General features: G+C 49.4%; 12 protein-coding genes. 3 read left to right on the top strand and 9 right to left on the bottom strand.

All coding sequences use genetic code 11. The features are described 5' to 3' along the window. The first annotated feature begins 298 nt into the window (after positions 1–298). Positions 299–1,009, top strand: coding sequence for a transposase (locus AABK39_RS00145; protein ID WP_338392916.1), 711 nt, complete (start codon positions 299–301; stop codon positions 1,007–1,009). Continuing rightward, on the top strand, positions 1,009–4,146 hold the full coding sequence (locus AABK39_RS00140; RefSeq protein ID WP_338392915.1) for a type I restriction endonuclease subunit R: 3,138 nt from the start codon (positions 1,009–1,011) through the stop codon (positions 4,144–4,146). The genes AABK39_RS00145 and AABK39_RS00140 overlap by 1 nt, the downstream gene beginning before the upstream one ends. Before the next feature lie 237 nt (positions 4,147–4,383). On the opposite strand, the gene AABK39_RS00135 is transcribed toward AABK39_RS00140, so the two are convergent. From AABK39_RS00135 to AABK39_RS00115, 5 genes are all read right to left on the bottom strand, one after another. Further along, on the bottom strand, positions 4,384–5,898 hold the full coding sequence (locus AABK39_RS00135) for a RagB/SusD family nutrient uptake outer membrane protein (protein ID WP_338392914.1): 1,515 nt from the start codon (positions 5,896–5,898) through the stop codon (positions 4,384–4,386). A gap of 21 nt (positions 5,899–5,919) precedes the next feature. Beyond that, entirely contained in the window at positions 5,920–9,261 is a 3,342-nt protein-coding gene (locus tag AABK39_RS00130; protein ID WP_338392913.1) for a TonB-dependent receptor, read from the bottom strand. A 354-nt stretch (positions 9,262–9,615) separates the two neighbouring features. Next, on the bottom strand, positions 9,616–10,812 hold the full coding sequence (locus AABK39_RS00125; protein ID WP_338392912.1) for a FecR family protein: 1,197 nt from the start codon (positions 10,810–10,812) through the stop codon (positions 9,616–9,618). A 381-nt stretch (positions 10,813–11,193) separates the two neighbouring features. After that, positions 11,194–13,722 (bottom strand): beta-galactosidase GalB, encoded by a 2,529-nt coding sequence (gene galB / locus AABK39_RS00120; RefSeq protein ID WP_338392911.1) that lies wholly within the window; start codon positions 13,720–13,722, stop codon positions 11,194–11,196. 379 nt (positions 13,723–14,101) lie between these two features. After that, on the bottom strand, positions 14,102–14,662 hold the full coding sequence (locus AABK39_RS00115) for an RNA polymerase sigma-70 factor (protein ID WP_338392910.1): 561 nt from the start codon (positions 14,660–14,662) through the stop codon (positions 14,102–14,104). 324 nt (positions 14,663–14,986) lie between these two features. On the opposite strand from AABK39_RS00115, the gene AABK39_RS00110 reads away from it, so the two are divergent. Continuing rightward, positions 14,987–15,547, top strand: a complete 561-nt coding sequence (locus AABK39_RS00110) for a helix-turn-helix domain-containing protein (protein ID WP_338392909.1) — start codon at positions 14,987–14,989, stop codon at positions 15,545–15,547. A 251-nt stretch (positions 15,548–15,798) separates the two neighbouring features. Here AABK39_RS00110 and AABK39_RS00105 read toward each other — a convergent pair whose 3' ends face one another. The 4 genes from AABK39_RS00105 to AABK39_RS00090 all read right to left on the bottom strand — a co-directional run bounded on the left by AABK39_RS00105 (position 15,799) and on the right by AABK39_RS00090 (position 22,594). After that, positions 15,799–16,038, bottom strand: coding sequence for a hypothetical protein (locus AABK39_RS00105; protein ID WP_338392908.1), 240 nt, complete (start codon positions 16,036–16,038; stop codon positions 15,799–15,801). A 178-nt stretch (positions 16,039–16,216) separates the two neighbouring features. Next, positions 16,217–17,212, bottom strand: coding sequence for a glycoside hydrolase family protein (locus AABK39_RS00100; RefSeq protein ID WP_338392907.1), 996 nt, complete (start codon positions 17,210–17,212; stop codon positions 16,217–16,219). Between the two features lie 342 nt (positions 17,213–17,554). Continuing rightward, positions 17,555–19,261 (bottom strand): RagB/SusD family nutrient uptake outer membrane protein, encoded by a 1,707-nt coding sequence (locus AABK39_RS00095; protein ID WP_338392906.1) that lies wholly within the window; start codon positions 19,259–19,261, stop codon positions 17,555–17,557. A 9-nt stretch (positions 19,262–19,270) separates the two neighbouring features. Then, positions 19,271–22,594 (bottom strand): SusC/RagA family TonB-linked outer membrane protein, encoded by a 3,324-nt coding sequence (locus AABK39_RS00090; protein WP_338392905.1) that lies wholly within the window; start codon positions 22,592–22,594, stop codon positions 19,271–19,273. Between the last annotated feature and the right edge of the window lie 35 nt (positions 22,595–22,629).

The following is a 22,629-nucleotide window of genomic DNA, read 5'->3' as shown; positions in this document are numbered from 1 at the left end:
CACAATGCTGATAAAATCCATCGCAGAAAAGCAGAAATGGAAGTAGCAGAGGGTAGAGACAGGGCATGCCCTGTCTGTACGAGAGGAATGATGATGATAATCCATGGCGGATAAGCGGAAATGGAAGTAGCGAAGGGTAGAGACAGGGCATGCCCTGTCTGTACGAGCGGAAATGCTGATGATAATCCATCGCGGTGGCGAAGGGTAGAGACAGGGCATGCCCTATCTGAACGAGGGGGCGCTTGTATATGAAAGGGAATGTTTATTGCATTTTTCTATTCCGAAAAAATCATTTGGAATGGAAGAGAAATTTCGTGGTAAATACCGGATCCCTTCGGCCCGCTGGCAGGCTTGGGATTACCGATGGGACGCGGCCTATTTCGTTACGGCCTGCACGAAGAATATGGCCCCTTATTTCGGAAAGATCCAAAACGGCCAGATGCGCCTTTCGCCCGTAGGCGTATTGGCGGATGTGTTTTGGCACCAGATAAAGCACCATGCCCAAAACGTAAAGCTGGCCGAATTCGTGGTGATGCCCAATCATATACACGGTATCCTGATTCTGGAAGGCAACAATCCAAATTGCTCCCATCACGGCGGTATAGGCAGGGGATTCCCTGGCTCGCACAATGCTGATAAAATAATCGGTGGCGAAGATCGGGATCAGAATCAGGGGCGGGATCAGAATCAGGATAGGGTAGAGACAGGGCATGCCCTGTCTGTACGGGGGGAGGATGATGAAACCATTGGGAATGATGATGGAATAGATAATGGAGGCGATACGCCGGGGCAACGGCGGGTGCGTAATCAGGGGAAAAATTCGCTGTCGTCCATTATCGGATCTTATAAGGCGGCCGTAAGCAGGCATTCCAATCGGCTGGGCTTCGATTTTGCTTGGAAACCCCGGTTTCACGATCATATTATCAGGCATCGGGGAGCATACGAACGGATTGCTCACTATATTGAGAATAATCCCCGGAAGTGGGAAGAGGATAAATTTTTTTACTGATGAAATACACCGAAGCCAAACTGGAACAGGCCGTAATCGAACTTTTACAACAGCAGGGCTACACCTACCAAAAAGGAGAATCAATCGATCGGGCACCCGAAGAGGCACTGCTCAAAGACGAGCTGAAAGATTTTTTGACCAAGCGCTACGCCACGGCGGGCCTTACCGCCGCAGAGGCCGACACCATAGTGAGGCAATTGCAGACGCTGCCCGCCTCAGACCTGTACGCCAGCAACAAGGAATTTATGAAGTGGCTCTCCGACGGCTTCACCTTCAAGCGCGAGCGCCACGAGGACAAAGACGTCTACATACGCCTGATAGACTATGATCAACCGGAAAACAACAGCTTCAAGATAGTCAACCAACTGGAGATACAAGGCACGGAACTCCGCATACCGGACGGCATACTGTACGTAAACGGCATACCCGTAGTAGTATTCGAATTCAAGAGCGCCATCCGCGAAGAGGCCACCCTACACGACGCCTACGTACAGCTTACCACCCGCTACCGCCGCGATATTCCCGAACTGCTCAAATACAACGCCTTCTGCGTGATCAGCGACGGCGCGAACAACAAAGCCGGCTCGCTATTCGCCCCATACGAATTCTTCTACGCTTGGCGCCGCACAAGCGCTCGGGCCAAAGAGGCCGAAGGCATCGGGTCGCTGTTTACTATGGTGGAGGGCATGTTCCGGCGCGAATGCCTGCTGGATATCCTCAACCACTTTATCTATATGCCCGACACGGGGCAGAAAGAGGTGAAGATCCTCTGTCGCTACCCGCAATACTACGCCACGCGCCTGCTGTACCAAAACATACTCAGACACCGCAAGCCGCGGGGCGACGGAAAGGGAGGCACCTACTTCGGCGCCACCGGCTGCGGCAAAAGCTTCACCATGCTGTTTCTGACTCGCCTGCTGATGAAAAGCCGGGAGCTGGCCAGCCCCACCGTCATACTGATCACCGACCGCACCGACCTGGATCACCAGCTTTCCAAACAATTCACCAACGCCAAAAACTATATAGGCGACGAAAAAGTGGAAAGCGTAACCGGCCGCGCCGACCTCCGGGCCAAGCTCCGGGGGCGCAATTCGGGCGGGGTGTTCCTCACCACCATACACAAGTTCAACGAAGACACCGACCTGCTCACCGACCGCACGAACGTGGTGTGCGTATCTGACGAAGCGCACCGCAGCCAAACCAACCTCGACCAGAAAATAACGGTGACCGAACAGGGCGTAAAAAAGAGCTTCGACTTTGCCAAACATCTCCACGCCTCACTGCCCAACGCCACCTACGTGGGCTTTACGGGCACGCCGGTAGACGCCACGCTGGACGTATTCGGCCCGGTGGTGGACGCCTATACCATGACCGAGTCCGTCAAAGACGAGATCACCGTAAAGCTGGTGTACGAAGGCCGGGCGGCCAAGGTGACGCTCAACAGCCAACAGCTGAAGCAGATAGAGGAATACTACGACAACTGCGTACAGGAAGGCGCCAGCGAGTACCATGTGGAAAAAAGCAAAACGGAGAGCGCGAAGATGAACGTGATCCTCGGCGATCCGGACCGTCTGGAAACGCTGGCCAAAGACTTTGTGGCGCATTACGAGAACCGTATAACGGAAGGCAATACCGTAAAGGCCAAGGCCATGTTCGTATGCAGTAGCCGGCCAGTGGCTTACGCTTTTTACCGGCAAGTAATAGCCCTGCGTCCCGAATGGACGGAGGTATTGCCCTGCGCCGAAGGGGAGACCGTAGACGAACACGACAAGGAAAAACCCCTGCCCATGGAGCGGATCAAGATGATCATGACCCGTGGCAAAGACGACGAAAAAACGCTGTACGACACCTTGGGCAACAAAACCTACCGGGCCACGCTGGATAAGGAATTCAAAAAAGCCAAATCCAATTTCCGCATAGCCATAGTGGTGGATATGTGGCTCACGGGCTTTGACGTACCTTTTCTGGATACCATCTACATTGACAAACCGCTGCAGAAGCACAACCTCATCCAGACCATATCCCGGGTAAACCGCAAATTCGAAGGCAAGCAAAAGGGCTTGGTGGTAGACTATATCGGCATAAAAAGGGAAATGAACTTGGCGCTGGCCATGTACAACAAGGAAGAGGAACAGAATTTCGAAGACATCAGGCAATCGGTCATTGTCGTGAAAAACTATCTGGACCTACTCCGGAGCTTTTTCCATAAATTCGACACCCAACCTTACTTCTCGGGCTCTCCCGCCGAGCAGTTGCGATGCCTGAATATGGCCTCGGAGTTCGTATTGGTGACCGAAGAGAGCAAAAAACGGTTTATGGATATGGTCAAGCGCCTGAAGTCGGCCTACGATATCTGCTCAGGCAGCGAAGACCTAAGCCAAGCCGAGCGTGACTACGTGCATTTTTATCTGGCCATACGCACCATAGTGTTCAAACTGACCAAAGGCGACGCCCCGGATACCGAACAGATGAACGCCCGCGTGCGCGAGATGGTAAAAGACGCCCTGCTCAGCGACGGCGTGGAGGAAATACTGAAAATAGAGGGCAACGAGGACGGTGAAGAGGAGCTGTTCTCCGACGAATACCTGCGCATGCTCGGCAATATCAAACTGCCCAACACCAAGATCCAGATGCTCCAAAAGCTTTTGGCCAAGGCCATAGGCAAGCTGAAGAAAGTGAACAAGATGCAGGGCGTGGATTTCAGCAAGAAAATGAAGGCCTTGGTAGACCGCTACAACGAGCGGGACGGCAACCTGTATACAGGAGCGGAGTTTGACCACATAGCCAACGAAATGACCGAGCTGATCATGAAAGTGCGGGCCGAATTCAGCGCCGGCGACAACTTGGGGATAGATTTTGAGGAAAAGGCTTTCTACGACATACTCAAGGCCCTGGCCAACCGCTACGACTTCGACTACGCCGAGGACAAGCTCCTGCACTTGGCCAAAGAGGTGAAAAAAATAGTGGACGACAAGGCCAAATACGCCGACTGGAACCAGCGCGAAGACATCAAGGCCGAGCTGAAAGTGGACCTGATCATGTTACTGGCCGAAAACGACTACCCGCCCGTAGACCGCGACGAGGTGTACCGGGAGATCTTCGAACAGGCCGAAAACTTCAAGAAGTACGCTTCCTGACCATCGCCTTTCTTAGTGGGTTAGCCACGCCTTCAAAGAAACCCTAAGCCGTTCAGAGTTTGAAAGGCTTAGGGTTTATTGTATCATCACTCACCACATATAAAGGAAAAACCGGCATAAAGCCGGCTTTTCAAGCAGTTCGATATATGGTAAAAATCAATTCGAATTCATTGGATCAGAAGGAAAAGCCTACCGGCAAACGCCAGCAGACTTTCCAAGTCTCAAATATGGAAACCATCAGGAACCGCTACGGTCCTGCGGATAACCGGGGTTTTGGGTGAAATCTTTCAATATATCGTATTCGGCCTGCGGGATAGGGTACAGCATATGGTGTTCCTTCACGTATTGCCCCGATTCCGGATCATTTTTCATCACATTCATAAAGTCACCCCAACGGATCAGGTCAAAGCGCCTTCTGGCCTCAAAGGCCAATTCAAAAGTACGTTCCTTTTTGATGGCCTCACGGATCTCGTCTTGCGAACCCAAAGTCAAGGCCGGCATCCCGGCTCTTTCCCTTACCTTATTGATAGCCGCCAAGGCCAACGCACTGCCCGGATTGGCTTCGTTCTCCGCTTCGGCGTATACCAAAAGCATCTCGCCATAGCGGTAACCCGACAGGTTCTGGGCTCTTCTTCGTCCGTCGTCATTCCAGTTTTCCGCAGGAACGCCCGTATTCTCTATGGCCGCGAACTTGGCTATCATAGGCACGCCCTTGTAGCTCCACTCGTCCATGGTCACCACCTTAGGCTTTCCGTCTATAACAGTTTCTATCTCGGTCATGAAAGAAGCTTTCTTTCTCAAGTCATTATCGTCGAACTGGTCCATAAAGCCTTCCGTGACGCCCCAGTTACCCCAGCCACCTTGGTTACCGATACCGCCGAAACGGCAGTTAGTCGCATGGATAGAACGATAGATCTGCACCGACCAAATGTACTCGTTGCTCATCTTGTTCTCGACTTTGAATAGCTCCTTATAACCGCCATCTATGAAGCCGTACCCGCCGTTGTCCAATAAGTCTTTGCTTATAGAAGCGGCCTTGGCCCAAGCGCCACTGTCTTTGAGCGGATACCCCGCCTTGGTCAGGTAAACGTAACTGAGCATGGCTTTTACCGCCCATTTGGTAGGGTAGGCGTGCTGGCGCTTCTCAGCGTTCCATTCATCGGAAAACTGGCCTTCGATTTCCTCCAGCTCACTGATGATGAAATCGTAAACTTCGCTCACCGGCTGGCGCTTGAGTCCGTCAAGCTCGCTTGGCGCCAAGATAGGCTTTGTGAGAATCGCCAAATCACCGTAGAGTCTCACCAAATCAAAATAAGTGTGCGCCCTGAAGAATCGGGCCGTAGCTTGGTAATTTTTCTTGTCGGTTTCGGTCATCCTGTTATCGCTGGCGTCTATACCCTCGATAACGTAATTAGAGTTGGCGATAATCCGCATACCCGCCTTCCAGCATTTCTGGATCGGCGAAAGGGTAGGGGTAAAGGTGTAGTGGTCCACGGCCGTACGGGTGGAGTTACTGCTTACGGTGGAAGTATGGTCGCTGGCTACTTCAGTCAGCAAAAAATACTCCCTGGAATAATAATCATTACTAGCGTACTGACTCAACACGCCTCCGAGCATAAGTTCCGCATCGTCGACAGTCTGAATCACAGAGGGCGAAAGTTCGGAATTAATCTCCTCTTCCAAAAATTCCGAGCAGGATGCGCCACCAACAACAATGGCCGCGCCCAGCATATATTTGGCTATTCTTTTCATTTCGATAACTGCTTTCTGGTCTTAAAATGTAACGTTAACACCTACGGTGAAAGACTTCGTAGACGGATAAGCTCCGTAATCCACTCCCTGTATCAAGTTACCGTTGTCGATAGCTTCACGGTCATGGGCCGTATTCACTTCAGGATCAAAGCCCGTGTAGTCGGTAATAGTGATCAGGTTTTGGGCGCTGGCGTACACTTTCAAAGACTGGATGTGGTCACCCAAGAGCGATTTTGGCAACGTGTAGCCCAAAGAAATGTTCTTGAAGCGGATGAAATTACCTTTTTCCATATAGTAGGTAGAGAAGTCCACCTCTTCGTTAAGGCTAGCAACACTGTTAGAGGTACCAGGGCCTCTCCAGTAATTATCGTAATACTCTGGCGTCTTGGGACCGAGTACCGATCCAGTGTAAGTTTTGTAACGGGTACCGTTAAAGATATCGTTCCCGAAAACAGCGGTTACGAACACGTTAAGGTCGAAACCTTTGTAAGAGAAGTTGTTATCCAAACCTAGGATCACTTTCGGTATAGGGCGTCCGATGATCTTCTTATCGGCTTCCGTTATCTCGCCGTCACCGTTCAGGTCCTTAAATTTCGGGCGTCCGGGGCGAGCGTCCGGGCCCGGAAGGTTATTCACTTCCTCCTGATTTTGATAGATTCCGTCAAACTCGTATCCCCAGAAAGTTCCGATTTCCTCGCCTTCGGCCAAACGTACACGCACGTCCTTGCCTCCACCCGCTTCAGGGTTGATGAAAAGCTCCTCTTTTCCGCCTATGCTCAACACTTTGTTTTTGTTGAAAGAAATGTTGAAATCAGTGTCCCAAGTAAACTCACCCGTAATGTTCTTGGTGCGCAACTCGAATTCCCAACCGGTGTTTTCCACTTCCCCGATATTATCGAGTACGCTGCTAACACCCGTCAAGTAAGACAACGGCCTTCCGAAAAGCAGGTCTTTGGTTTTTTTGCTGTAATAGTCGGCCGTGAATGAGATTCGGCCGTCCCACAATTCCATATCTACACCCAAGTCAAACTGCGTAGTGGTTTCCCACGAGAGGTTCTCGTTGGCCAAACGACTAACTTTGGCCGACACTACCGGCGTAAGGCCGTCGAGCGTACCCGAGTTTTTCAATGACTGGATAGAAGAGGCCGAGAACGTACGGAACGGAGGAATAGCCTGGTTTCCCACCTGCCCTAAGCTGGCGCGCAATTTCAACGAGGAAACCATGCCTTCAGAATTGAAGAAAGGTTCATCGCTTACACGCCAAGCCACCGCGCCCGACGGGAAGAAACCGTACTTGTTATTGGCTCCGAATACCGAAGCGCCGTCACGTCTACCACTAACGGTCACGATGTAGCGTCCCTGATAGTTGTAGCTCAAACGCCCGATGTAAGAGAGCATCGCCCTCTTCTTGCTTTCGCTGAATACGTCACGTTGCGTCGCGTCAGCTATCTCCGCTTGATTATAGCCGTTCACTTCCGTAGGGAATCCCTGGGCTACCAAGCTAAAGTCAAATAAGTTTTCCTCTTGGGCGGTGAAACCTACCAAAGCGCTGAAATCACCTTGACCGATCTTCTTCTTGTACGTCAGGATTGTTTCTGAAAGCCAGTCTTTCACTTTCCGGTTGCCCAATTCCGCCCTGCCGTTATCAGACTCCGCCAATTTACCGCTAGTGAAACCACGTCGCTCCAAATTATCGAGACGATAAGAGAAACGGGTGTTGGCCGTAAGGTCTTCAGTGATGTTATAGGTCAAGAAGGCCGATCCTTGAATATAATCCTTAAGGCGTAAATCCTCACGGTCATTGATCAAAGCCAAAGGGCTATTAGATTCACTACCGTCCAAGGTCGTATTGTAGTTGCCTTCGGCATCATAAGGAGTCAAAATAGGTGACATTCCCGTCACTACCTGAGTGATGGATGTAGCCGCAACATTCTGGCTAGAGCCTGCATAATAGAAATTCAAACCTGCCGACAACCTGTCCGTAATATTCTGGTCAAGATTTACACGGACAGACCCTCTTGAGAAATCAGAATTTTTGATGATACCCTGCTGATCCAAATATCCCAACGATACCGAATATTTTGTTTTCTCGGTTCCGCCAGACATATTGACGTTATGGCTATGCATAGGCGCCACTCTGTATATCTCATCCTGCCAGTCAGTACCTTTGCCCAAACCTACGGGTTGTCTCCAGCTTTCGGGAACATTCCCTACGCCACGGTCAATCGCGTCGTTGATCATAGCGGCGGACTCCGTGGCGTCTGTTAATTCCAATTTGTTACGGACTTGGCTCCAACTCACCAATCCCGAATAAGATACAGTGGCTTTGCCTGTGGCTCCACGCTTGGTAGTGATCAAGATCACGCCGTTGGCGCCCCTAGAACCGTAAATGGCCGTAGAAGAGGCGTCCTTGAGAATCTCCATAGACTCGATATCGGCGGGGTTCAACTGCTCAAGAGAACCGCCGATAACGCCGTCCACAATAACCAACGGTTCAGAGTCACCTTGAATAGAGGAAGTACCCCTGATCCTCATGCTTACGCCACCGCCTGGCTGAGCGTTCGCGTTGTTTACGTACAAACCCGCGCTACGTCCCTGCAAAAGCTGGTCAGGACGGGTAGCCGGAATATTGGCTATATCCTCGGCCTTTACGGACGTAAGCGATCCGCTCAGGTCACGTTTCTTCTCCATACTGTAACCGATGGTCACCACGGCGTCCAAACCGATCACGTCCTCTTGCATCACCACATCGAATTCCGTCCGGTTTCCGATGGCGACTTCCTGAGTGGCCATGCCTATATAAGTAAAAACCAAAACGGTGGCCGACTCCGGCTTCACTACGCTGAATGTTCCGTTGAAATCGGTAACGGTGCCCACGGTGGTTCCCTTAAAAACCACAGACACTCCCGGTACCGTCTCGCCGTTATGGTCCTTCACGGTGCCGCTTATCGTGGTTTTTTCCTTTTGTTGGGAAACTTTGGGAGCTTTCCGCTCTTTTTTTCTGAAAATAACGATTACGTCGTCCTGGATTTTATACGTCAACGATGTCCCCTTAAGGGCGTAACCCAAGACTTCCTTAACGCTAACATCCGATTTTGATATCGAAATATCAGCCTTGGTCCCAAGGTCTTTTTTCTTGTACAGAATGCCCAAGCCCGAGCGCACTTTCAAATCCTCGAACACATCCGACAGGGACGCGTTACGGTAATTGACCGTCAAAGTCTTTTCGGTAAACTGCGTAACCGAAGCCGAAGCCTTCGGGGCCGTGGCCAAAAAGAATACGAAAAAGAAGCATAAGACACCTAAGGGCCTCAACCAGCCTTCGGGCTGGGCAAACAAATGGTAAATGTCCCTTTTTTTCATAAATTTGGGAATAATCGATTAAACATAGGATACCGTAAACCGTATCCTGAACTACTGACCCGAAAGATGTTGGCCCATTTTTCGGGCTTTTTTTATATTAGACTCCTCCAATGGTTCGAAAAGGGGGATATTCCAAAATATCACCAGAGGAAATCGTTCCCGGAAAGGCATAGCAAAGCCGTGGAGACGGTGCCTTTTGCACTTATATCGTCTCCAAATACCAAGTGGGTCCGTTGTAATAGGCGAGTGACGGAATACACGATCACAAAAAACGCTGTGGTCATATCAACCAGTGTGACCGGCCGCACTTTCCGCTTTGCCTGCCGTAAAAAAAATGCTATCGTACTGCTATCATCATAAGCCTTCTTTGGTTACGGTTATCTTATTTCCTTTTACTGAGAACCTGAGGTCAGCCCCCAACTCCAACAAGCCCAACACAGTCGAGAAATTACCGAAACGTCTTATCTCCCCGCTAAACCTGATATCGGATATCTCAGGATTCCGCACCTCAAATTCCACGTTGTACCATCTCGACAGTTTTCTGAAAATCGTTTCCAGCTTCTCGTCGTCAAACTGGAATTTGCCATTCTTCCAGCCCGTATAGTAAAGCGCCTTCACCTTCTTAATATTCGCTTTGGCGCTTCCTTTCCTGAATTCCGCCTGCGTATCCGGCACCAGTTCCTCCGTCTGGATTATTTCCGTGCCGTCCTTAATGTCCACCTTCACGCTGCCCTCAAGCAGGGTCGTCTGGGTAATGCCGTCATCGGAATAGGCCATCACGTTGAATTCCGTACCGAACACCCGGACATCCATATCCTCCGTTTTGACCACAAAAGGCCTTTCCAGGTCTTTGGCTACGTTAAAGCAGGCCTCGCCTTTCAGCCACACCTCACGTCTCTTGCCCGAAAATCCGGCGGAATACCGTAACTCCGAGGCCGCGTTCAGCCACACTTCCGAACCGTCCGGCAAGGCCAGCTTATACTCTCCGCCCACGGGAGTCACCAGCGTATGCCAACGCTCCATTTCCTTTTCGGGCTCGTTTTCCTCCGTGCCGTAAATAAGCTTATCTCCTTTTTTACGGATATTGTCGGCTATCAACGTGTCACCTTTGTTTTCCAAGCTGACCGTTTGGCCGTCACCCAATACGAGTATCGCTTTGTTACTGCCGGGCTGTATCTCCGTTTGGCCAGTCCGCTCCGTAACAAGCTGCCGCTGTTGCGGATAATGTTTATAAAGCACGAAAACCAATAACGGAACCAAGCAAGCCGCTGCGTATTTCACAAAAGTAAGGATTCTCCTTTCGGACTTTCTTTCCTTTGCCTCCACCTCTCTTTCCAGCCTTTCCCAAGCTTTGGCCGTATTTATATCGGCGTATTCCGCCTGTTTCTTGGCCAAATTTACCGGATCCGCCAAGCGTTTGCCCAACTCGCCGTCCTCAGGGTGTCGGGCTATCCACAGGGCAAGCTCCTCAGTCTCGTCTTGAGTCAGGTTTCCCGCACTTTCCTTCAACAACAATTCCGTAAACCTTATGTAATCTTCCGTGCGTTCCATCCCTTGATACCGACAAATAAACCGTGCTTTAAGGCGTCTTTCTAATCCAAGTACACTCCCGAAAACAAATAGGGTAGTGGCCGCTTAACTTTTTTTGTTTTTTTTCGCACACAAAAAACCAACGCCTCTTGAAGAACCTGATATTAAGGGAAAAAGTCAGCCTAACAAATCGCTAAACCAAAAAATGGCAAGACATACCGCGACAGTACAAACACAGGTGATTAAATGGCAATTGGAATATGCTTGAATCAAAAAAGGGGGATCGTCAAACACCTTAAACTAGCCACAAATAGCCTAAGGCCCTTCAGCCCAAAAAATCCCGGCCTGCGATAGCAAACCGGGATTTATATTTTATGATTTTATCAATTACTTGACGGACTCTTACAAAGCAATTGAAGCGCATCCTACGCCGGTGCCTTTTACACGAAGCACCGTCTTTTGGCCTGAAGCTCTGTTCTTGTCAAGCTTCACGATGATCAAGCACTTGCCGTTGAAGGCCGGTCTTTTGGTTTCTTTGAACGCGATAAGGCTAGTCGGGTCGCCGTTGTCCGAAGCGATGATTTCGGCGCCGTCGCTGACCGAAAACTCCAAAGCGTTGTCGGCGTCGGCTACGAAACGTCCTCTCGAATCGGTCAAGTCCACGGTCACGAAGCAAAGCTCATTCTCGCCATTTACAGGATAAACGTCTTTCGTCAAACGTATTTTTCTGGCTTTGCCCGTCGTTCTCACCACGTCTTCAGCCCACTTTTTCCCGTCTTTATAGGCGACTACCTTAAGCGTGCCCGGACTGTAAGTCACGTCATTCCACTGCAAGCGATACTCGCCGGCTTTCACTTTCTGGCGCCCAAGGCTTCTTCCGTTCAGGAACAGCTCCGCTTCGTCGCCCGAGGTGTATACGTGCACCGGCGTCACTTTGCCTTTGCGTCCCGGCCAGTTCCAATGCGGCAGAATGTGCGCCATCGGCAATTCCGGCCTCCACTGCGACTGGTACATGTAGTAACGGTCTTTCTTGAAACCGCACAAGTCAACAATACCGAAATAACTGCTACGCGAAGGCACTTCGATTTTGCCGAGCTCTTCCAACTGCTTCTTCAAACGCTCGCGTTTCTTCTTGTCACGGAAGTTAAGCAGGTTGGTCATATCATGGTTATACGGCGTCGGCTCGCCCAAGTAATCGAATCCCGTCCAAACGAACTCGCCGTAGATAGCCGGATACTTTTCGAGCAACCGGAACTGCAAATCGGGCGTGTTGCCCCAGCCCGGGTAAGTCACGTCATAACCGCTAATCTGGAAGTTATCGTTGATCTCACGCAATTGCTTGCTCGTGCCGAATTTCACAGGGAAGAAATACTCGCCACGCGTGGACAGGGTACTGCTGGTCTCGGAAGCAAGCAGGCCTTTCTGCTTGTTCTCCTCTTTGTTTAGCGTCTTTTCGTAAAAAGAAGTGCGGTAATTCAAACCGTAAACATCCGTACTCTCTTTCTGGAATCCGTTAATCGCCGTATTGCCCCAGTTACAGCCCAAGCTGATCGGACGCGTCGGGTCAAGGCTCTTGGCTACGGTATAAAGGCTCTTGCCGAGGGCCAAATCCCACTGGTCAGGCATCTCGTTACCATTCGACCACATCACGACACTGGGATGGTTGCGGTCACGCTTTATCATCGCTTCCAAATCCATCATGTGCCAGCCGTTGAAGGCCAAGTTGTAATCGTTCTTCTTCTTGCCTTTTCTCCAAGTGTCGAAAGCCTCCACCTGCACTATGATTCCCATCTTGTCGCAAAGGTCGAGAATCTCCGGCGCCGGCGGGTTATGACTGGTACGCAAGGCGTTTAGGCCCATTTCTTTCATGATCACCAACTGACGCTTAGCCGCCTCCACATAAAAGGCCGAGCCCAATGGCCCAAGGTCGTGGTGATTACAAACGCCTTTGATCTGGACGCGTTTTCCGTTCAAATAGAATCCGTCACGAGGCGTGAAGTCGATCGTTCTGAAACCGAAACTTGTCGAATACTGGTCCACCAAGCGGTCGCCATCATAAAGGTCCAACTCGGCCAGGTAACGGTTCGGCGTCTCGATAGACCAAAGTTTCGGCTTCGACACTACGCCGTCCAAACGAAGCGTATGGTCCCCTTTGGCGGGAACTCCCACGGTCACATCGGCGAATTTCGACTCGACTGGCGTACGGCGGTCATTCTCATCCAAGGCATAGACTTTTACTTTTGCCGTAATCTTACCGTAAGCGTTGTTGCCGTTTCGAATATCGGCCCTCAGGCTCACTTTGCCGTTCTTCTCGTCGATCACGGGCGTGGTTACGAAAACGCCGTTGTAGACCACATGAACGGGGTTGGTTTTCACCAAGCGTACGTTTCTGTAAATGCCGGCGCCCGGGTACCAACGCGAATCGAAACTCTCGGTATCCAAACGGACAGCCAGCTTATTCTTACCGCCAAAGTCCACATACGGATTCAAATCAAACGAAAAGGAAGTGTAGCCGTAAGGCCACTCGCCCACCAATTTGCCGTTCAGGTACACTTGGGCGTTGGCCATTGCGCCGTCAAACTCGATGGCTATTCGCTTGCCTTTGTCTTCGGCCCCGATGTCAAGATCCTTGCGGTACCAACCGATTCCCTTCCAGTGAAGCAAACCCGTGTTGTTCTCCAACGACACGTCAAAACCTTTCTCCACGCCCCAGTCATGCGGTACGCTGAGGGTTCGCCAGGCTTTATCATCAAAATCACGGTTTGAGAAGCCCTGCTCCCCGTCGTTTTTCTCAAGACGGTAAAAACGCCAACCGTCCCGCAGTACATCCACTTGCCTGTCTTGCGCATAAACGTTCGACAGCGTCAACACGCAAAGCAACAAGAGACTTTGCCTTAGGCATTGCTTTTTCAGCTTGTTTAAAAAAATCATATAAAGTGCGGTTAATATCCGTAAACCCCGCACAAGGTCATCGTCATTCATATTCGAATAAAAACCGAAAGCCTAAAGCGGGAATAAGAAACAATAACGAACGAAGGCGACTGCCATGCAGAAAGGAAAAAACTCAGGCGCAAACGTCTCCAATCGCTCCCGACAAAGGACTAATCTCAGGCTTTAGAAACCAATTATCCGCACCAAATGCCGAATTAGCCCAGACACTCTGATGAATAACTCAACATTCGAAGTGAATTTTGACAAAATATAAGGAGCGAAAGAAAAGTATATCTTACCGAATCATGGTACCGGTAAAAAAATTCAGGCCTTTATCGCAAAATGATATTTGTGAAAGCGCTCAACAACAAAACGAAAACTACAACCCCAAAAACAACAGTGCCAGAAGGTAATATTGGTCTTCCATCGATTCTCTAAGCATTTCGGAAGCCTTTTTCTTGTGGTATTTCACAGTATTTACCGAAATATCCATACGCTCGGCTATTTCGGCGTTTTTTACCCCTCTCATACTCATTTGGCACACCTCCCGGGTTTGGGCCGGCATATTCTCAATGGCTTGAAGCAACAGGCGGGAAGTCTCTTCCTCAATCAAATGGTTCTTGAAATAGCTTTCCGCATACCTCTCCCTAAAAAATTCGTAGGCGTGGCTATCGGCCACCTTTGCGGACCTGCTCATATTAAGCGCCCTATTCCTAACACTGACATACAGAAGTCCCTTGAAGGTCTGAAAATCCTTGATCCTTTTTCTGGTTTCCCAAATCTTGACAAAAACTTCCTGCACGCAGTCTTCCGCCACTCCCGTTTCGTCACTGTATTTTCTGGCAAACAGAACCAAGCTTTTGTGAAAGGCCTCAAAGACCTTTTTGAATGCCCTTCTGTCCCCCTTCTTAAAAGACTCGAAATCGTCCAACGTTAACATAGGCAGAATCCCGCTATTCCATAAGATTGAAAAACAAGCCCGAAAGTCATTGTCCCCGCATCAAAAAGAGACCTGGCATACAGCGACTTCCTAACCTAGCCTTGCCATGGGCCCGTATGCATTACCAAAAAACACTTCGGTCTCTCAAGGCCCTTATTCCGCATATATCCAAAATATTGGGATAAAAGCCTAAAATATCCCCGCAAAAAAATAACGACGCACCCAAGGGTATCAATAAGGTAACATTGGCCATAGCCAAAAACAGTCCTCTAATGATCACGAAGGCCCGCTTTTTGCTTTCCTTAACGAAATACTCACCCATACATGCCTTCAGTGTACCGCCACCTCAATTACTCACAGCGAAAAGCCATATCGCACCTCCGCAGAATGGGCTATACACTACAAGAAATAGCCCGAACTATACGCGTAAGCGCATCCACTGTAAGCCGTGAACTCCGGCGCAATAGCTTTAACGGAATATACGACGCCCATAAGGCCCATCAATTCTACAAAGGGAGAAAAATTCTGACCGCCACTCGTCATCGCTTTCCCACAGCCACCCCAAACGCATCCATCCGCTTTGACCAGCCCCGTTACTATGACCGCCTTCTAAAAGCTTGGCACTCCGACTACGGAAAATATCTCCGTTATTTTTCGATGCCATCTTCTCTACCCGTAGAGTTCCGTAATCCAAGCCTCTATAAGCTCAAAGAGAAACCCCAACAGCCCGGCAACGATATTCCCATAATGCTGTTGGCCAGAATAAAAAAGGATGAGTCTACCCTTGGTCCCATGGAAGCGCACAAGAGATGTACGGAGACTTTACTGGAAATCATCAAAAAAATCAATGGTCATCCGCCTGCCTCTACCGTATTGGCCAGGTGAGGTGTGCCCAATCCTAGCCAAAATCCGAAACATTGCCCAAAAACCAGAGGCTTAAGACCGAATAGCGGACTTTCTCCGATTCGGCCTTAACTTCCTTCATACTTATTCCAGTCTTTCCGCTGACTTTCGCTTGAGCTAATTCACATGCGCTATCAACAAAATTGATTTGCGCTTGCTCCCGTAAACAATACACTTTGGGAACGATCCGATTGCTTCAAAAAAACTGTTACGCCTATTATGATGATAGAATTCTAATCATCCAACACCTCAAATCCAATCCTCATCTTACCGGCTTTCTCGTAACGGTATGTTCCCAAATAACTGTCGTAAGCTACGGGGGCTCCCAGTGTCTTCAGTATTCTGATATATTCCATCAAGGCGCTTCTCGACAGCCCGACTTTTTTGGCGAAAACATCGGGAGGTCCCGTTGCCGCTCTTCTAATTAGGCTATCCATATGCTCTAATCGTTCAAGGTATTTGATGATGTTCACTTTAAAGGATGTTTTTTAAAATTTAAAAATCCAGATTCTAATCAAAGTCCTTAACACTTATTCTAAGTCACTAAAAATCAAACACTACCTCCAACCACACCTTTCTTACACTTACAAAAAAACCGGCATAAAGCCGGCTCTTTTAACACACACACATCTCAACTTTTCTATGAAGAGATTATCTTTGTTTCGCCCATCCAAGCGGGCTCATGGATACGGACTGATGATTCAAATAATGCTTATCCTCAGGCCCGCATGAGGTGATATACTGCACGCCTTTGTAGGTGAAAATCTCCGCCGCGTGACCGAATAGCGTAGTCAAGGTGTTTTTCTCGTAATCAAAATGGTCCGGATCATCCGATACGACCACGATAGTTTCCGCATAACGACGGTGGGCGTAGGTGAAGAAAAGATACCAAAGCCCGTTGCGCTCCACCAAAAACGGTGATTCCATCAGCGTAGCCCAATTGTTATCGTTAATGCCCAGAATGGTTTCAGGGTCTTCGAAATTCACAAAGTCTTTGGTCTTGATCCGCAAAACCTGCGATTGTTTCACGCCTTTGTTGCCCGTGCTAACGATGTGGATCCAGTATTTTCCGTCAGATCCTTTCATAATATGCGGATCACGAGACGATATCCAGAGCTTGTCGGGAAGGATGGCTTTTCCGTCGCTTTCCCAATTGTGCAAGTCATCGGACCAATAGACTTCCAAACGGCGCTTGTCTCTCCAAGTTTCGGCCACCATGGCCCAGCGTCCGGATTCCTCATGTTTTACCACGTAAGGAGCGCCAATGTATTCCGTACCCTTACTCTCGTCTATTGCGTGTGGCAGGCGTTTCCATTCGCCTTCGGGATTTTTGGTGGTCAGATGCCCCAAATACGGATGGTAACGGTACAGGCCTTTGCCTTTTGGCGGGTACGGGTTGTTTATGCCAAACCAGTGCAACGTACCGTCAGTGTCCTCCACAAAACAATGGTCGTTGGTAAACCAAGATTTTTCGCCTCCCTTTTGCGGACCCGGGTTGTCCGGATTTGCCGGAAATATCCTCTTGCTTTCTCCCTTCAGATAAGGGATTTCGGCCTTTTTTTTCAATCCCGATTGTTGCGCTTTGCTTTGGGTTGGACAGAAAGCAAAACAACCGCCGAGTACCAACAAGTACAAAAAATTTCTCATATCAGTAGTACAAATTGTAAAACACATCCCGCATTCCGTTCCCTTTTAATCAGTTGAAAAACAATCGACTAGATGAAATTTTGGTCTTATCGACTGCGCACATTGCTTTGTCAGGTACATTATGCGGAAACAGTTATCAATAAATTTAAATTGTCATCACTGCGCATAACAGACTAAAAATTACTTTGGCGTACCCCGCCATCACACTTTCGGACGGAGCAGGGCAACCAAAGTTGTATTGAACCTATTTAGCCTATTCTATTTTTCTGTCTTGAGTATCGGGTATCACGTATTAGGTACTTAACCGATAACCGCACTTTCAATCCGATACCCACATTCAAATTACCAGCCTGGGTTCTGTTCCAGATTCGAGTTCAGCTGCAACTGCTTCAAAGGCAAGGGGAAAAGGTAGTTCTTGTCTTTGTTAAACTGCCTGCTCGCGTCAGTCTCCACCAAAACAAATCCATCAGGATCCAGCGCTCCTTTGTATCCTTTGGAGAACTCGTAGGTCTCGTATTCCGTCCCCGTGAACTTCACGCCCAGTATTGGCTTGCTCAACTCGACATGGGCGGTGTACCACCTTCTCAGGTCATCGTAGCGGAAACCCTCGAAGCAAAGCTCCACGGCGCGTTCCCGGCGGATCTCCTCTTGCATGTCCAAACCGTTCGCATTCACAAAACCGTTGGTCAGGCGAGGCATATCCGCACGTTCGCGCAGTTTGTTGATAGACATATCCAGATCGGCGTCCGAAATGTTGCCGTTCAATTCAAACGTAGCCTCGGCGTAAATCAGGTAAACCTCAGCCAACCTTAACGTGCCGTAGTCCCCACCGAAAGGATAATTATTCTTGCCCTCCACATAGTGCTTGTAGCCTCCGTAACCTGTGCTGGTTCTGGTATTCCAGGAGATCTCGTGCCAAAACAGCCAGCCCCGGCTGGTGTTCGGATCGCCAAGCTCTTCGTCCGGAATGGCCCAGTCCCTTGACCACGAAGGCCAGTTGTTCCAATATTGCTTATGCGGAATCTGGAAATCGCAACTCATACGGAGATCGCGATTTTCGAATTCGCTGGTAAGCGTCTTTTTCCCTTTGAACATAGGACTCTTGTCAATCGGCAGGCCGTCGGCGCAAAGGAACATATCGGCCAGCTTGCGGGTAGGGGAGTGCGTAATGTCCATATTGCTCCGTGGCGCACTGCGGGTGTCTTTATCGTACTTGGCCACCAAGACAAACTCCTTGTTGGCGGATTTGGTAATGCCGGCGGGATTTGATTTCTCATTGTCAAGCGAAAACAGGTACTGGTAGCTTCTGTCGCCCAAAGCGGGGCTCTTGAACAAAGAGAACTGATCGCTTTCCATTACCTTTTTTGACATTTGCTGAGCCGTGGTCAAAAGATCCTTTCCGTTTTCGCCACGGAATTTTCGCCACGTTCCCTCAAACAAAGCCACGCGGGCCAAGAAAGCTTGCGCGCCTTCCTCCGTAATCTTGCCGTGGTTGGCGTCACCCACGTCTTTGGCCTTTGGCAAAGCCTTTATCGCCTCATTCAAATCCGCAATAACCAGATCAAGAACTTCCTGCCGGCTGTTTCTCGGAGCTTTGAGTTCCTCCGAATCAATATCGAGAACGGCCTTAACGATAGGTACACCCCCGAATTTCTTCATAAGGTTAAAATAGGCCAAGGCCCTGAAAAACTTCGTCGTGCCCACGGCCTGCTTTATCGATTCCTGATCGGCGAAGCCTTCCGCCTTGTTCAGCAAATAATTGCATTTCCGGATTTGGGCGTAGGAATTGTTCCAAGTTCCGTCGGATTCCACGGCTATGTTCGTGCCGTTACTTACCGCATTTGGGCCTCCCGCCCTTACCAAATCAGACATTAAGTCATTGGTATTGTAAGTGGGAAGCGCTCCGTAAAAGGAATTCGTGAACAACTCGAAATCTTTGGGACTTTTGAAAAAGCTCTCCTCTGAAATCTGGTCTTCGGGAAACCTATCAAGGCAAGACGCAGTCAACAACATGACCACGGCCCACAATATTTTATTTAGATGCTTCATGTTATCGCGTTAAAAAGTGATGTCAATACCGCCTCCCATATATCTGGCAAATGGATAGAACCCGTGGTAAAGGCCCTTTTCCGGGTCAAAATTCTCAGGCAATGGGGAAGACTCCCACAAATCGTTACCAGTGACGTAAACCCTCAGGGATTTTAAGCCCGTGGCCTTGATAAACCGGCCCGAGTTCAGCGTGTATCCAACCTGCAAGTTCTTCAGGCGGACATAACCGTACGATTCCACCGTATTGTCGCTAACACGATAGTTCCATCCGTTGACACTGCCTCTCGTACTCATTTTCGGATAATCGGCGTCCGTTCTGGTCTCGTGCCATGTGTTGTGGTACATCAGCGCATATGGCTGGTCCCACCACGCGGCCATTGGTCTGAGCGAGCCGTTCAGGGCCGTCAGCTTTTTGCCTACGCCTTGGAAAAAGCATGAAAAGTCGAAATTGCGGAACTTACCGCCCAAACGCAGGCCGTACAGGTAACGGTCATTCCAGTCGCCAAGCACTTTGAGGTCGCCACCGTTGTCGCCATAAGGGTTCAACTTGCCGTCTCCGTCCAGGTCTTTGTATTTCATATCGCCTATGCGGATGTCTTGCTGTACGCCCTCCATCTTTTTGTATTCCTTAAGCTCTTCTTCCGTCCGGATAAATCCGTCACTTTCGTAGCCGAACACCGTATTGATCGGATAGCCTTCGCGGGCTTTAACCGTTCCCGCTCCGTAAGTGTCGGCACCGGCCAAATCGATAAGCTTGTTTTTGGAATCGCTAAGCGTAGCCTCCACAAAGTAGCTGAAAGTCCCGATTTTGTCTTGCCACTTCAGTACCGCCTCAAAACCTTTCACTTCCAGCTCACCGCTGTTAGTCTTCGGTGCGGCCGCGCCCAAAATGGTCGGGTAGGTTACCGCTATCAGCATGTTCTCGTTTACTTTTTTGTAAACATCGAAAGAGCCCGACAATCGGTTATTCAGCATTTTGAACTCAATACCCAAGTTCTGGATATTCACTTTTTCCCAAGTCCTGTTCAGGCTGACCATAGCGCCGGATGTAAATGCCGGAGTTTGGCTTCCGCCGATTCCGAAAGGATAGGAACCCGCCTGGTTGATCATCGTAACATAGTCGTACAAACCGATGCCCGCTTGGTTTCCGGAATTACCGTACGAGGCTTTCAGCTTCAAAAAGTCGAACAGTTTTTGTCCGCTCATAAAACTCTCGTTGGTGATGGTCCAACCCAACAGATAACTGCTGAAACCTTTCCAGCGGGTATCTTTCACAAATCTCGAACTGCCGTCGTTCCGGTACTGGACTTCCAAGTAGTAGCGGTCTTTGTAATTGTAATCGAAACGGCCGAATACCGAGGCCAAAGCCCACTCCGTAGTGCTTGCGTTGTTGAATTGTTTTTCCGGATCGCCCAATTTCAGGTGGTGCAATTCATCGGAAAGAGTATTCAGACGCCAAGCGCTAAATCCGTCATAACGAAAAGTCTCCTTGCTGGCTCCGGCCATAAGGTTGAATTTATGGTCGCCGGCAATAGTTTTCTTATAGTTCAGGTAAGTGGTATAGTTTGAGTAAACGCTCCGGTTGTCGCTTTTGTCCACCCGGTTTTCTCCTTTGGCGTTCGGGTGTTGCTTGGTGCGGTCGCCGGCGGCGTTGGTAGCGGCCAACCAACGTCTGGAATACGAGTTGGCGTATTTGTTCGTGTAGTTAAGGCCCGCTTGCGCTGTCAATATCAGATCGTCTATTATTTTGTAATCGGCCTTGATATTGGTATTGACAGTCATCAAGTGTTCCATCCTTTTTCCGCCTTGCGTGGCTACGCCGATAGGGCTGGCGAATCCACCGAAGTCAAACGGAAGGCCGTTGTCGGCGTATTTCGGTACCGAACTGTATGGCATCAACGAAGTTCTGTATACCGAACCAAGATTGTTCGGGCGCTCGGTCTTTTTATACGATAGACCTACGATTGGCGTCAAGGTCAAGCGTTCCCCGATTTTGAATTCGTAATTAAGGCGGGCGTTGTAGCGTTCCGAAAAGTTGGTACCGTAATTCAGCATTCCCTCATCTTTGAGATAACCGACCGAAAGGGAATATTTAGTCTTGTCGGTAGTGCCGCTGTAAGTAATGCCGTGCTGTTGAGACCAAGAACTTCCCCAAAGAATATCGGTCCAATCATTATCAATCATCTTGATATTTGGCGTATCCGGAAACGGTCCTTCCACCCAACGGCCGTCCAAAGGTATACCGCTGTATTTGGCGAAAGGGCTATTGGCGATTCCGTCATTGGCGTAGGCCTCGTTGGCCATTTCAAAATGCTGAAGCGTGGAAACCCTATCCGGAATCAAAGCCGGAGTCTTGAGCATAAATCTAGAGTTTACGGTCACTTTAGAGGCTCCCGTACCCGATTTGGTCGTCACCAACATCACGCCTCCCGCCGCGCGGGCTCCGTAGATCGCAGCCGCGGCGTCTTTCAATATCGTGATGTCTTTGATATCGGAGGGGTTTATAAGATCAAGTTGCTCAAGCGAACCGGGAATACCGTCGATAATCACCAACGGATCCGACGCGTTCAGCGATGACACTCCCCGGATGTTGAATTTGTAACCTTCCTCGCCCGGCGCTCCGCCCGTTCTCGATACCGCCACTCCGGGAATAGTTCCCTGAAGGGCGCTGACGATATTGGTGCTGGTCTGTTTTTCGATTACGGAAGCCGAAACCACGTTTACCGCTCCCGTAAGGGATTTGCTCGATTTGTTACCGTAACCCACTACCACCACTTCTTCAAGTTCCTTGACATTGGGTGTCAGGCTTACTTCCAGCGTCGCCTGTCCTTTTACCTCAATCTCCTTCGGCATATAACCGACGTAGCTAAACACCAAAGTAGTCGGGAGTGAAACATTCAGGGAAAACCGTCCCTCCACGTTCGTTATCGTTCCGTTGGAGGTTCCCTTTTCGGCTACGGAAACGCCAATAAGCGGTTCTCCGTCCTTTCCCTTCACTATTCCCGGAAGCTTCTTTTTTGTCTGCTGTTGCGGAGCTTTTTTCGGAACGGTTTCTTTAACCGTCTTCTTCCGGATAATAATCTGGTTATTGTAAATCGTGTATCCTATATCTGATCTTTTGGAGAATACTTCTTCAATGATTTTACGGATCGGTCTTTTTGTTCCGTCAAACTTAATTTTCTCGGACAAATTGATATCCGCTTTGTCAAAAACAACCACAAACGAGCTATTGTCCTCAATCAAAGCAAAAAGCTCCTTAAAAGTATACTGTCTCTCTTTGGCGCTTGAATTATCTTCACTGGCACTGGCGCCAGACACACATATGAAAAACAAAAAAGCGAAGATGAGCCCTATCCTGGGACAGGGAA

It is taken from the genome of Fulvitalea axinellae (assembly GCF_036492835.1).
Taxonomy (GTDB): Bacteria; Bacteroidota; Bacteroidia; order Cytophagales; family Cyclobacteriaceae; genus Fulvitalea; species Fulvitalea axinellae.
Note: the sequence above shows the minus strand (reverse complement) of the source record. Positions and strands in the feature narration are given on the sequence as shown.